This window comes from Paenibacillus andongensis, from assembly GCF_025369935.1.
Classification (GTDB): domain Bacteria; phylum Bacillota; class Bacilli; order Paenibacillales; family NBRC-103111; genus Paenibacillus_E; species Paenibacillus_E andongensis.
The window spans coordinates 2,938,335-2,952,859 of sequence record NZ_CP104467.1; the positions used below are offsets into that span (position 1 = coordinate 2,938,335).

Genomic DNA, 14,525 nt, shown 5'->3' on the forward strand with positions numbered 1-14,525 from the left:
AGACAAGGGAACTGTCTAGTTTGTGCTTTTTTCATAAGCTGGTGTAGGTGTAAGCAACTTTATGGCTATGGCAGGCGTCTAATAAATGGTAAGATTTCCCTAATTCATTTAAGTCAGGATGTGATTGTTCCAGATGATTAAAAGGAAGATTTTCGCTATCACGATCCTAGCTGCAGGACTAGGATTGGGCAGTTTGGCGCATCGGACGAAAGCTGAAACCATCTATGGCGGCTCCTACGCGCCAGAAGGGATTAGGTTCCCTGCCACGATCGAGCTTTTGGCTGACACACCTTATTATTCAGATCCTAATCAGCCCGATGATGAGCCGGAAGGTACTTTTGCACCACAGGAGGTAAATGTCCTCACGGTTGAAAGCTCTTGGTCGATAGGTAAAGCTACCTGGAAGATTGAGACAATGTTCGGGCCGCGTTGGATCAGACCAAATCCATGGGAAATCGGCATGGAGCCGCCCAAGCGAATTACACTTTTGGAAGAAACTCCGCTATATCGCAGTCAAAGCACCAAAGGCGGATCTGTGGCTTCCTTATCTGCACAAGAGGTTGAGGTTGTTGCGGCCGAAAAACAGTGGTTCTATACGAACGATCCCAGCAGTAAAGCCTGGATTAAGGTGCACACCACCTGGTTAGGTGATCTTTGGGCACATATACCCGTCAATCAAATAGGGACTGTACAAAAGGTGCAGCGAAAAGCACATTATTACGGACTACCTGCCAATAGTGATCTCGGTACTGCCATGGGGGTTGGCGAGCAGCAGCAAGATTGGTCAAACTCCAAGGCAGGCGATTACACGATCACAAGGGAGTTCACAACTATCTATGATCGTGCATTCGAAGTTCAAACGGATCAAGGGACCACATGGACACGCGAAAAGGGAGTCACTATTCTGAGTGCGAATGAAACGGTTGCGATTGCGCGTGAAACGCCGCTTATTCATGATGTTTGGGATGGTTACAAGAAAGAAGATGCTGTGATAAAAGGTGAGACGGTAACCGCTTTTGAGAAGATCGATGAGCGATTGGAGAGCGGTAGAGGTCCTTATTCGATTTGGAACAACAGCACTTGGTACCATGTTCGTTCATCGAAAGGTACGGGATGGATAAACAAACTGTTCGGAGAGCCGGAATCATCGCTACCCGTTCATTGGAAAGTAAAGGTTAATGATCAAAAGGAGCTGTTTCGCTACCCGGAAATACCGTTCAGCACGTCGACATTATTGCTGCGTGATCAGACCGTGGAGGCTACAGAGGCATGGAATGGACCAAACGGTGGGTTGTGGTTGAAAGTTCAGGTCGATAGTCGATCCGGATGGATTCCCTTCTGGAATTATAGTCAGGACAACATATGGGATGAAGATGCGAATACGATATTTCATATTTCAAGAATGAACATGAATAGTTTAGGAATTGCACCTGCCGCGAATGGTGGATTACAGCTTTCCAATGGTCAGCGAATCGGGTATACGGAAAATAATCAATCTTATTTGGATGTCATCCAGCTTGCCGAATATTTTCAGTACAAAGTTGAAAAGGTACCGAATACGAATGCAATCTCATTGAGTAAGGGCGAATATTCCTTTGTGCTGCAGGCTGATTTGGGCAATGCGACATTGAATTGGCACGGTACTAAGGATAAAAGTGTTCAATTAGCAGAGATGCCGCGTCATACCCGCGATAGCTGGTATCTGAATTTGAAAGACGTTCAGGCCCTTTTTGGATTAACGCAGGTAGTTGCTGGGAACGAATACAGCCTGTTCGAGAAAATGTATCAAGTAAGGTTAGGGGAGCTCCCAACCAGTGCGGCAAAGGGCCGACTAGAGTTACAAGCTTTTGTTGATGATTGGACCAGTCGAGAAGATTATAAGTCTAATCAGATGCCGCTTCAGATGTTCATTGAGGAGAACGGAGACCATGGCGGAGAAGGACATCTTACCCAAATCAATGGGATCGTTAACAATCCTGATGCTAGTGTTGCGCCAGTCACGTTGTTTAGTTTAAAGGCTTCCCGACCGCTTTCGAACGGAACACACCAAGTTAGTGTCGTCATTCGTATCGGGGAAAGGATCATTTGGAAGCATAACGTTGAAATCGTAGTTAAGTAACCCAACGAAAGAAGGGCTACCTTTATCATTTTACAATGATCTTGGAGGAAGCCCTTCTTTTTCCCATTTCATTATCCGATCATCAAAATCTCCCGAATCTCCTGCTCGGTCAAGGCGGACAATGCTTCCTGTCCCGGCTGGATCACTTCATCAATCAGGTTCTTCTTTTTCTGTTGGAGTTCGTACATTTTATCTTCTACGGTGCCTTGTGCAACAAGGCGGATCACCTGCACAACCTTCTTCTGCCCAATACGATGAGCACGGTCGGCTGCTTGCTGTTCCACTGCAGGGTTCCACCATAGGTCGTAGAGAATAACGGTGTCGGCTCCGGTAAGGTTAAGTCCAGTACCGCCGGCTTTTAATGAGATGAGGAACAGGTCTCGCTCGCCTTCATTAAATTTATTGCACAGCTCTACACGCTCGGCAGTTGGGGTTTTACCGTCCAAGTAGAAAAACGGCACTCCCTGATAACCAAGGTCTCGCCCGATCATTCCCAGCATCGCTGTAAATTGCGAGAATATCAGCACCCGCTTGCCGGCACTTCTGCATTCTTCGATAATCTGCATGAGCTGCTCGAATTTGGCTGAGCTTCCTGCATAATCTTCAACGAACAGAGATGGATGGCAGCAAAGCTGGCGAAGTCGGGTCAAGCCAGCCAGAATTTTGATCCGATGTTTATTAAAGCTGTCTTTGTTCAGATGCTTCAGTGTTTCCTGTTGTAGTTCAGCCAAGTAGGCGACATACAGCTTCTTCTGCTCCGGCAGCAGCTCGGAAGTTTGCAGCGACTCGATTTTCTCCGGCAGTTCCTTCAGAACGTCGGTCTTCAACCTGCGCAGCAGAAACGGACGTACCCGCTTGGCAACACTTTCACTGGATAAGTCATTGAATGCCCTTCTCCCTGGGAATAACTGAGGGAACACCGCGTCAAAGATGGACCAAAGTTCTTCAAGTCTATTCTCTACTGGAGTTCCTGTAAGAGCAAAACGGTACTCAGCCTGAATTTCCTTCACCGCTTGGGCCGTCTGTGTGGTGTGGTTCTTGAACACCTGCGCCTCATCCAGAATGAGCGTATGATAGGATTGCTTCGTATACAGGTCGATATCTCTGCGCAGAAGCGGGTAAGAGGTTATAATGACATCCACTTGTGACGCATGTTTCATAATCTTGCTGCGTTCTTCTCTGCTTCCATCGGCAATGACGGCCCGAATCTCAGGCGCGAATTTCTTCAGCTCATTGAGCCAATTGTAAATGAGAGAAGCGGGAGCAACGATGATCGCCGGCAGCGCCTGCTTTCTGATCTCGGGCAGGACAGAAACAATAAAAGAAATGCTTTGAATGGTTTTACCAAGGCCCATATCGTCTGCCAAGATGCCGCCGAAATTGTAGTGGGCCATCGTCTTCAGCCATTGGAAGCCATACTTCTGGTAATCCCGAAGAACAGATTCCAGACTGGCCGGCACAGTGAAATCCAGATTATCCGGATTCCGCATGTTTTCTAGTAACTGGCGGAATGATCTGCCCAGCGTAACCGAATTTCCTTGCCTCTCGGAATCCATTAAGATGAGCCCGCGGATTAATGGGAGGCGGATCTCGGCTGCTTTGACGTCCTCCTTGGTAATGCCCATTTCGTTCATGACGCGAACAATTTCTTGAAACTCCGCGCTTTCGAGCGGCAGCAGCGCACCATCTGGCAGCCGGTGGTATTTGCGTTTCTCCCCTAGGGATTTCAACAGCTTGCGGATTTCCGATTCAGGAATGCCATCTATATCGAACTTGAATTCAAGCCAATCTGTTCGTTCATCAACATCAACTTTGACATTCGGGACATGTCCGGTGAGAAGTCTTGTTTTCACGGCAGACGTGGCATAAACAGTTACCAGCTTCTCCAATTGCGGAACGACGTGGTACAGAAATTCGTATTCCTCGTCTTCGCTATCCATGAAATATCCCCCCTCCGTCTTAGCGAAGGGACTTTGCTCCATAAGCTCCAGAATTCGTCGCTCCTGATCTCCGTCTCGCATGAGAATGCGGTCGGTTCCGCGCCGCTGTTCATTACCTTCCAGCGGGTTAATGACAATATCGCCATATTGAAACTCCAGACCGGCAAGCAATCGATCTTTCACTCGGTCCAAATACAACTTAGCCTTTAACGGCGTTCGCATAATGCGGTCGGAAATGGCCCCAGCGATATGGACACTGCCTAGCTTCATCAGGCCAGGAATCACTTTTTCCATAAAAGGTTCCATTTGCGCAAGTGGAATCTGAATTTGGTGCTTGCTGGAGTTTTCGAGCATTTGCTTGAGCTCCGAAAGACGCTTGCACGGTTCAGCTTGGAGGTGCAGCAGCTTTCCTTCGGAAAGGACAACGCCATACGATTCCATAACCGTGATCTTATCCAGACCTTGGACATCCAATTGGAAGCCTTCGGCTTCCGTTTGGTCAAACTCAAAGTGAAGCGGGATCGGTTCATCGGATACACGAATTCCATCGAATATGCGGTTATCCTGCTCAAGTTTAACAGTCGAAGCCTCGGTAAGCGCAGGAAGAAAAGTTGTCCATGAGAAAGGAGGGATCAGCAGCATCCGATCACCACTCAAATGATTCGCATGAGCGGAGAACTTAGTTGAAGTCTCATGGTACATCTGCTCATTGCGATAGATTTCGATGAGCTGCCGAATGACCGCATCATCTTCTTTTTGAAAACTATGGAGCTTAGGGTCGTAGGTGAAATGCTTTGAAAATATATAGGCTTCTTTCCGCTCAATATGATCAAGAAAATCTCTTAATCGTTGGACAATATACAGACGTTTAGGACCGACCTTCATCTCAATCCCGAACATGAACTTCCGATAGCCGTATTGGAACGGTTTGCAAGTAAATTCCAGCTCTAGAACAGCTCTAGTATCGAAAAGAGGCTGTGAACGGCTTGGACGCTGCGGTTTGTTCCCGAACAAATCCAGTATATGGCTCGTCAATCTATGATCTCCATCTAGCGTTCCAAAATGTCGGGCTGTTGTTCCGACAACTCGAGATTCATGCTGAATAGCATGAATATTCAGCAGCACGGCAGCGATATGCTCGCAGTACGTATCGTCCGGATCATACGCAGGACATGTGCAATGGGCAATAACATCCCCGTTTGTATCGTCTTCAACGGTCACTAGGTAAGTGCCTTTGTATCCTTCGACCGTGGCTTCATAGAGCGGTGTTTCAGGATCTTGATTTAGGAAAGTTACTTGTCGTTCACGGTAGTAAGCTTCTCCTTTTTCATAAGAAAACCGGCCGCACAATGACTTAATGACTCCATCTGTTAACTGAAAACTCATTACCTGAAATCCTTCCTTTTGAAACATCGTTATTCCGGAATTGCTATGGGTTGAAATCATTATAGCAAACATTCGTTCTCGGGAAAATCAAGTATACACATGATGAAAAAAATGAAGCCCAATTCCAAAAGGAGAATGGACTGCATGGTTTATTGGGCTGTCATCGATTTCCTTATGGCAGAGCCAAACAATTTGACAATGGTCTTCCTAGGGAGGACGCGTCCCCCACGATCCTAATTCTATTGGTTTCTTCCCTATATTACCAAACGGTTTGATGCGTGTATATTAATAGATAGACAATGCTTTCGTATCCAACTATACTACAGAAAGAGGGATATTTTCTCGAATCGTGTCGAAAATTATCTCACGTCTACGTTGTAATATTGAGTTTACATAAAAAGGAAAGTGTGAAACTTCATGAGAATCAACACCAAAGTCATTTATGTCACCTTTGCAATTGTTATTTTATTGCTGGTAACGAATAACACATCTTACTACTGGATCACGAAATCACTCCTAACGCAAGCGTTATCCGAACGCATGGAATCGACAGCGAGTCAAATTCGCACATCCATTGAACAATCAGAGGAAGGTTCATTTTTTGTAGAAGATTTGATTGGTGAGAATCTTCGTTCAGTCGCTCTTTTCGCCAAGAGTCAGTTAGATCCGGATATTAATAAAGTTACGAATGAACAATTAATTGATCTTGCTAGGCAAGCAGGTGTCGATGGCTTCTCGTTAATGAAGCGAAATGGTGATGATATCATGGTTGGCAAGTCATCCGAGCCCAAGGAACTTCAGATAACAAGTACAAAATCATTCGGTTATTGGTTTACGGCGTTTAGCCAGCTTCTTGATAACCATCAAGTTACGATTGCTGAAGGACAAAAGCTGCCTAATTTCTGGTCGGGTATTTATGAAGTTCCGGCTTCAGGCTCAAGCAATGTTAGTAAGTTTGGGTACTTTTATGATGGAAGCACGAATTATTTAATCTGTGTGTTTGTCAATGCGGATAAAATTCAGAAGTTCAAGCAAATCGTAGGCGCGGATACGATCGTGAAGAAAACGCTCGCTTCGAATCCAGATATTTTGGAAATATCGGGACTGAACGGGACAACTTTTGGTACAAAGCCGATTGAGTATAAAGACAGTAATGGGGTTCCATTCATATCGGTCTATGACCGCCCGGTTATATTTGGTACATATAACATCACGAGTACGAAAGATTTGGAAAATTATAAGGCGTCCATACTAAAAAATAAACCAGTTAGCTTAGTGGAGAATTGGAATGGGAAGCCCATTCTGAAAACGTTTATGTTTGTTCCTGTTAAGAATAAATTGACCGAAGTTCAGAGGGAAATTCCTTATGTCATTACGATCGTCTCGGATTATCAAACGATTCAACGCACTTTGAATAAACAGCTCGTTCAGCTTACTATTGTTATCCTTTTGTTTACGATTTTTAGTTGTGTGTTTATCTATTTTGTATTCCGATTTATTACGAAAAGCCGAGAAACAGCTGTCCAGACCACACAAGAAATGTACATTCAAAACGTGGATCACATGTTTGCTACAATACGCAGTCAACGGCATGACTTTCTAAACCATGTACAAACCATGTATGCTCTGCTGTCTAATGGGAAAAAAGAAGACCAAATGAAATATATGAAGGAATTAATTGAAGAAATCAACGAAGTGAACGATATCATTCGAATCGGGCATCCGGCTATTGCAGCTCTTATTCAAGCCAAGATTGCGCTTGCCATGAGAACCAAAATCGATTTCAATTACCATTTTACCGGACTAGAAGGCTTGTCATTAGGTGTGAAATCCGTTGATATCGTGAAAATTATTGGGAACTTGATTGATAATGCGTTTGATGAAGTCAATAAGTTTCCGCCTGATGAACGTGAAGTGATGGTTAACGGATGGTCGGAGTCGAACCATTTAACCATATCAGTAACTAACCCGGTTCATCCGGATTTCCATCTTGATGATTATAACAAAATGTTCACGATTGGCTACAGCACCAAAGGTGACGGTGAGCACCAGGGGCTTGGTCTATCGGTTGTGAAGGAACGAATCGAGCATTACAAAGGGACCATCGAAGTGTCTGTCGCAGACGGCTGCATCTGTTTCCAAATATCGGTTCCGATGCAATAATCATCGTATCCAAGCTTCTTTTAATAATGGAATCCCGCGCTCCATATCCTTAATAGTTATTCCACCAAAGCCCAAGTAAATCTTGGGCTTTTTGTTATTGGGTACTAGCTCCGGCTGTTGTGAGCTGTAAACACGAACTCCTTTAGCATGGGCAAGTTCTTTTAACTCTTCTGCTGAACATGTACGATTGACCGTCAATTCAATGTGCAGGCCTGCGCCTCCACTTTCTATTTGAACATGAGAGCCTAGATGAGTGTGTATGAGCTGGAGCATTCTCTCATGCTTTTTCCGATACGTATTGCGCATTTTCCTGATATGTCGGTACCAATGTCCACGTTCCATGAACAGAGCCATGGCAAGTTGATCCAAACGTGAAGGGCTTGATAGTGTACGTTCCATCGATTGAAGTTTAGGCAAAAGTTGAGGAGGCAGCACCATATAATTCATACGTAATGCAGGCGTGAAAGCTTTGGAAAATGTTCCGATATAAATGACCACACCATGCGGATCAAGGCCTTGAAGGGATGGAATGGTTTTGCCGGCATGGCGAAACTCCCCATCGTAATCATCTTCAATAATATGGCTTTGATTATGATAGGCCCAGTGAATCAGCTCCTGCCTAATCGCATAGGATAAATGGTTTCCTGAAGGACGGTGGGAAGGAGTAACGTATACCGCGTCTATATTTCCAGGCATGATCTCCGTAATAGAAAGATTTTCATTTAGCGGAAAAGAGACCACCGTGTATCCGTTCTGTGAAAATAGATCACCGACCTGAGCTATGGCATTCTTTTCAAAAGCAACTCGTGCGGATTGTCCGATTAGCTTCGAGAGGAGATGCAGGCTGTTAGACATTCCCGTTCCAACAAGGATTTGCTCCGGGGAGCAGGTAACACCCCTGGATTGCTTTAAATAATGAGCAATTTGGAGTCGCAGCGCGTATTCGCCTTTGTAGTCGCCATATTGGTGAATACGGCAGCTGTTGTAGTTAAAGGATTCGTTTAAGCAGGCCTTCCACGCTTGAAGCGGGAAAGACTCACTGTCTGTTTCTAATAGACTAAAATCAATAGGAGCATATGGAGATTGCAGAGCTTTCTCGTTGGTGTTCTGAGATAGATTGAACGCATGTTGGTTAGTGTTCGTTTGGAGCAATAAAGGAGCGACCACATAAAGGCCAGAACGCGGTTTACTAATCACATATCCTTCTTCAATAAGCATTTGGTAGGCAGTTTCAATTGTGTTTTTACTGAAATGAATCTGCTGGCTTAGCGCGCGAATGGAAGGTAATTTCGTACCGTCTGGAATAGCGCCGCGCTGGATAAGACCTCGGATATGCCGATATAACTGTATATAAAGCGGACCTTGTTCATCGCTGGTAAGCAAAATATCGAACATAGAAAACCTCGAATCTGACCCCTATTTTTTGTAGGAAACTGAACCTAATCGGAGGGTCAATTATAGTATAGACTCTAGGATAAGCAATGATCAATAAAGTCAGAGGTGAAGTATAGTGACAGAATCGATTGAGACTAAGCTAAACCAATTAGGTATTGTCCTGCCTGAGCACAGCGGCCCTGCTGCAAACTATGTTAATTATGTTGTTACCGGTCAATTGTTGTTTATTTCGGGAAAAGGGCCAACCGGGAACCCCAAAGGGAAGCTTGGGATGGATTACAGAACAGAAGATGGCTACCAACTGGCACGGTTGGCAGGTCTTGAAGTGCTTGCTGCAGCCAAACATGCACTTGGCAGCTTGGATAGGATTACGCAGGTTGTAAAGGTACAAGGCTTCGTCCATGCAGATCCTAATTTCAACGAGCATCATTTGGTTTTAAATGGGTTCTCTGATCTTATGCAGGAGGTATTCGGCGAAATGGGGGCCCATGCTCGATCGGTTCTAGGGGCTAATTCATTACGAGATCATCTTCCTCTTGTCGTTGATACGATATTTGAGATTGACTTTCAGGGGTAACTAATAAAGGGGGAGCCCTCAGAGGGACAGAAAAAAATGAGATGGGGCTGCCTCAAAAGTATTCGCATGATTGAGAACGCCCCGAATTTTACGCAAAAGAACCTCCAATTCCACTAGCATAGTGGGAGATGGAGGTTCTTCATAGCCGATTTGGCTTGTGAAACATATCAATATCTATCTCGCATACAAACCCAGCCTGCGTCTTGGTCATTAAAATATTTACATTGTGATCGGGAATGAATAGGCAAGCTAGATGTGCTAATTCCTTCTAACTATCATGGTAACTCATGAGATAAGACCACAGATTGTGCTTATGTTCTACAAATACATGACTTTCTGGGCGCATTAGTAATCAATAAGCAAACATAGCTTGCTTAAGTATCCATAACAAGAGCTATTCGAACAAATAAGCAGCTTCGGTTGCCCTATTTTCCATATCGAACGCATTAAACGGGTCCCCAAGCACAGAATTGGGGGGGATGGATTCACTCCCGAGTACGGAAAATGGGACTGTCTCAAAATGTTCGCATGATAGAGAACGTCCCAAATATTACTAAAAAACCTCCATTCCACTAGCACAGTGGGAGATGGAGGTTCTTTAGTTTATAAAATTAGACTCTTAGTGGGGGCTCGAAAATAATAAATTGGCTTTTGAGACAGCCCCTTCTCATTTTTTTTGTTTCTTTGCCGATGAATACCACCCAGCCACTAGGTAAGCGGAACGTCGATTCGTTATTTTGGGGAATTTGCGCTTGAAATCGAATGAGAGGAACCAGAGGACGTTAATTGAGCAAAAAAGAGCGATCCAAAGGCATAAACCGCGAAATAACGCTTCTAACGTTCCGCTTCCTCTTGATTTCGGTGTTTTTCGTCCAAATAACGATTCGTCGTTCCGTCAGGATAAAATTGTTACTTTTAGTTTTCAAAAACTTATAAACGGGGTAAGGATAACTAACGAATGTTATGAATCGTGATTTAATCGCTAAGGGGGAGCATAGAATGAACATGTCAAAATGCCGCTACAAGGAAGAGTTCAAGAAAAGTCTCTTTCATTTATTTCCTCTGTTTGCGTTGTTTGCTTTCATTTCTCCAGAAAAAAGTATGATGTCGATGGAAGAAATTCAATCGGGTCCGGCTTACGTGGCAGGAACGGTCATGCAAGTAAAAACCAATGATACGGAAACGGTTTTATTGGTCTCCGTTCCTGATAATTTGGAAGTTCCGAGCCAACTGCTGAACCACTCTGAATTATTAGATGAGAATAATCCGATTGATTTGAGCCATCCTGTTATTTTTCCGAGAAATCAGGGAAAAGAAGTCGAGATCCTTTTCCAATCGACGATGAAGAAGGAATTGAACGACTTCTTAGGAGTTCCTGCTGTTGGCGAGATCGTGCAGAGCTTAGCTGAGCCCGATGCTCAAGGAGCTTATCATGCGCAATTTCTGCTAAATAGCAATGGGGATTATATTGTTGCAACACATTAAAACATAGCGGTATGACTCAAGATTTGCGGAAGTACATAAGTCCAAAAAGGGATGATTAGACTCAAAACCAGAAGTAGAGAGCGGAAGACGGTCTCGCTCACTGAACCCGTGTCAATGGCTATCCATTTAGGGAGTAAACGAATCTTGAAGGGAATAGGCCAGAAGAGTTGAACTCCTCTATCATTGAATAAATCGATAAATGAGTGCGACGCGTAAGACAGGATGAATACCCAGAAATATAAAGGGGATAAGGGCATTACAATGACGACTAAGAGAAGTAGAAAAAGCAGGGAATGAGTAACCGTTCTATGCTTTACCTTCAGCAGCCGCAGCAGAGCAGATAAAGGGAAGAGAACCTTCGCCATGGTAGAGCCTGGCTTGTCGACATCCGCTAACGTGCCTGCCAAACATCCAAGTAAAAGAGCCCCAGCGGCATCCCAGGTGAAGAAACTAATATCTTGATACGTGAGAACGATTTCCGCGGAAATGAATCCGGCAATACTGTGTGTTTTTTGTAACATCTTAAACTCCTACCCTTACGTGATTTAACTTTAACTGTATACTATTCGCATGCGGATCCTGAATTGAGGGGAAGGCCCAAAATTAAATATGCCGTGTCGTATTCCACCTATAAGATTGTCTGAATCCACCTTCATATCACATCATCTGATGCTCTACAATAGGTCGTATGGATGCTTACTTGAAGAACAGGACACAGATATTTTTGATAATAGAAGGAGGCGTTTTTGAATGACGACACTCAATATTTCTAATTTAACATGCGAATACCGCGTCAACCCGATTGGACTGGATACGACTTTGCCTCGCTTTACTTGGCAGCTTGCTTCGGACAATCATTATACCATGCAATCAGCTTATCAGATCCAGGTTAGTATGGATGAAAATTCATTCGAACCGAGTCGATTGGTCTGGGATTCCGGTCACGTACAATCGGAACAATCGGTGCATGTCGTTTATGAGGGTCAAGAGCTGCTGCCGCGAATGCGTTATTTTTACCGTGTAAAAGTATGGGATTATACTGGCTTGTCATCGCCTTGGAGTGAAATCGCTTTCTGGGAAATGGGACAGCTTAGTCCAGATGACTGGTCTGCCATGTGGATTACACCCGATGCAGCCTCCATTGATCCTGACGCAGAAGAAGCTTTCTATTTGAGGAAGACATTCACAGCACGTAAGGGAATTCGTAAAGCGACTATTTATGCAACGAGTCTAGGCATTTATGAGCTTGAGCTCAACGGAGCTCGTGTGGGAGATTGGGAGCTCACACCTGGCTGGACCAGCTACCGCCACCGACTGCAGGTTCAGACGTATGAGGTTACGAGCCTGCTGCAGCAAGGTGAAAACCATACCCTTGGCGCAGTGCTGGCAAACGGTTGGTACAAAGGCAATTTGGCTTGGAAGAATCAACGAAATATATTTGGGGACGTTAGAGCTCTTTTCCTCCAATTACATATCGAATACCTAGATGGAAGCTCAGAAATAACTGTTAGTGATGATTCTTGGCGTGCTTCATTAGGGCCGGTTCGGATGTCTGAGCTGTACCATGGTGAAACCTACGATGCTAACCTGGAGCTTAGCGGGTGGAGCATGCCGGCGTATCAGGACGATAAATGGCACTCGGTAACGGTTCTTGATCATTCCAAAGACATCCTAGTCATGCAAGAGAATGAGCCATCGCGCGTTACCCAGCATTTGAAGCCGATAGCTGTTATTGAAACACCTTCTGGTGAAACGGTTCTTGATTTTGGGCAAAATATGGTCGGAAAAGTGCACATGCGATTGGAGCTGCCGGTCGGAACTCGACTTCAGCTGCTGCATGCAGAAGTGTTGGATCAAGAAGGGAACTTCTATATAGGGAACTTGCGTAACGCAAAGCAGACAGTTACTTATATATGCAAAGGTGGCGGGGAAGAACATTATGAACCCCATTTCTCATTCCAAGGCTTTCGATATGTCAAAGTAATAGGATGGCCCAAGGATGCAGCATTCGAGGCAGAGCGCTTCACGGGACATGTCATTCATACGGATATGGCAGCTAGCGGTACTTTTGAATGTTCCCATCCGTTACTGAATAAACTTCAGCAAAATATTGTGTGGGGACAAAGAGGCAACTTCCTGGACGTACCGACGGATTGCCCGCAGCGGGATGAGCGACTCGGTTGGACAGGAGATGCGCAAGTATTTATTCGCACGGCAGCATTTAATTATGATGTGGCTTTGTTTTTCACCAAATGGCTGCGCGACTTAAAAGCGGATCAGCATGAGAATGGCGGCGTTCCATTCGTCATTCCGGACGTGCTTGGTCCGAATGACCACTCTTCCTCTGCATGGGGGGATGCAGCAGTCATATGCCCGTGGACGTTATATCAGGTATACAGCGATAAGCGCATTCTGGAACAGCAATATGACAGCATGAAAGCGTGGATTACGTACATGCGAAGCCAAGGAGAGAATGAGTATCTTTGGAATACGGGCTTTCATTTTGGTGATTGGCTGGGGCTTGATGCCAAAGAAGGCAGCTATGTAGGAGCGACCCCTAGAGACTTAATCGCGACATGCTTCTATGCTTATTCGACGTCACTTTTCGTGAAAGCTGCGGAAGTGCTGGAACGCAGCGAGGATGTGGCTACGTACAGTGAGCTTTATGAGCGCATTGTTGAAGCTTTCACGCAAGAATTCCTTACAGCAAGCGGGCGTTTGGCCGTGCATACACAAACAGCACACGTGCTCCCGCTGATGTTTGGACTCGTGAAAGGAAGTACGCGTGATCGATTAGCGAAGACGTTAGCAGATTATGTAGGCGAGCAGAAGAATCACCTAACGACCGGTTTCGTAGGTACGCCTTATCTGTGCCATGTATTGTCCGAGAATGGCTACCATGATCTGGCTGTTCAGTTAGTTCAACAGGAAGATTACCCATCATGGCTGTACCCGATTCACAAGGGAGCCACGACCATCTGGGAGCACTGGGATGGCATCAAGCCGGATGGATCGTTTTGGAGTGATGATATGAACTCCTATAACCATTATGCGTATGGATCCATCGGGGATTGGCTGTACCGCGTAGTGGCGGGGCTCGATTCCGATGATCAGCAGCCTGGATACAAAAGGATTCAATTCCGTCCGCGACCAGATTCCGGCCTTGACTACGCGAAAGCATCGCTCCAATCTATCTACGGTAAGATACGTAGTGAGTGGAAGAAAGAGGCTGATGGCAAAATAGTTTATGAGCTAGAGCTGCCTCCAAATACGACAGGCCTTGCAACCTTGAGAGGGGCGAAATTAGCAATGTCATCTGTTAATGATCAAGCAGCCCAGGCAGCATCAGGAGTTCTATCAGCAGAGGAATGTGATGGAGAGCTGCGGTTAGAACTTGGATCGGGCACTTACACCATTATTTGTTGAGAAATGAGGATATTAGATGAGGCTGTCCCAAAGG

At 45.1% G+C, this 14,525-nt stretch carries 8 protein-coding genes; 5 read left to right on the forward strand and 3 right to left on the reverse strand.

What is annotated here, in order from left to right; all coding sequences use genetic code 11:
• Positions 1–133: 133 nt before the first annotated feature.
• Positions 134–2,119 carry an SH3 domain-containing protein gene (locus NYR53_RS12860; RefSeq protein WP_261305535.1) on the forward strand — a complete coding sequence of 662 codons (1,986 nt, stop codon included), beginning with the start codon at positions 134–136 and terminating at the stop codon, positions 2,117–2,119.
• 71 nt (positions 2,120–2,190) lie between these two features.
• Here the strand turns inward: NYR53_RS12860 and NYR53_RS12865 are convergent, their stop codons facing one another.
• Entirely contained in the window at positions 2,191–5,445 is a 3,255-nt protein-coding gene (locus tag NYR53_RS12865) for a DEAD/DEAH box helicase (protein ID WP_261305536.1), read from the reverse strand.
• Positions 5,446–5,862: 417 nt separating this feature from the next.
• On the opposite strand from NYR53_RS12865, the gene NYR53_RS12870 reads away from it, so the two are divergent.
• The gene (locus NYR53_RS12870; protein WP_261305537.1) at positions 5,863–7,608 is read left to right on the forward strand and encodes a sensor histidine kinase; all 1,746 of its coding nucleotides are present in this window, start codon (positions 5,863–5,865) and stop codon (positions 7,606–7,608) included.
• Here NYR53_RS12870 and pdxR read toward each other — a convergent pair whose 3' ends face one another.
• A complete protein-coding gene (gene pdxR, locus NYR53_RS12875; RefSeq protein WP_261305538.1) occupies positions 7,609–9,003 on the reverse strand; it encodes a MocR-like pyridoxine biosynthesis transcription factor PdxR in 1,395 nt (464 codons plus the stop codon).
• A gap of 115 nt (positions 9,004–9,118) precedes the next feature.
• Here pdxR and NYR53_RS12880 point away from each other — a divergent pair, with 115 nt between their 5' ends.
• Both NYR53_RS12880 and NYR53_RS12885 read left to right on the forward strand, forming a co-directional pair.
• The gene (locus NYR53_RS12880) at positions 9,119–9,580 is read left to right on the forward strand and encodes a RidA family protein (RefSeq protein ID WP_261305539.1); all 462 of its coding nucleotides are present in this window, start codon (positions 9,119–9,121) and stop codon (positions 9,578–9,580) included.
• A gap of 999 nt (positions 9,581–10,579) precedes the next feature.
• A complete protein-coding gene (locus NYR53_RS12885) occupies positions 10,580–11,065 on the forward strand; it encodes a hypothetical protein (RefSeq protein WP_261305540.1) in 486 nt (161 codons plus the stop codon).
• On the opposite strand, the gene NYR53_RS12890 is transcribed toward NYR53_RS12885, so the two are convergent.
• Positions 11,062–11,586 (reverse strand): metal-dependent hydrolase, encoded by a 525-nt coding sequence (locus tag NYR53_RS12890; RefSeq protein ID WP_261305541.1) that lies wholly within the window; start codon positions 11,584–11,586, stop codon positions 11,062–11,064. The two genes, NYR53_RS12885 and NYR53_RS12890, sit on opposite strands and share 4 nt — an antisense overlap.
• Positions 11,587–11,815: 229 nt before the next feature.
• Between NYR53_RS12890 and NYR53_RS12895 the strand changes: the two genes are divergently transcribed.
• Positions 11,816–14,491: an alpha-L-rhamnosidase gene (locus tag NYR53_RS12895; protein ID WP_261305542.1), complete on the forward strand. Its 2,676-nt coding sequence runs from the start codon at positions 11,816–11,818 to the stop codon at positions 14,489–14,491.
• Positions 14,492–14,525 lie beyond the last annotated feature (34 nt).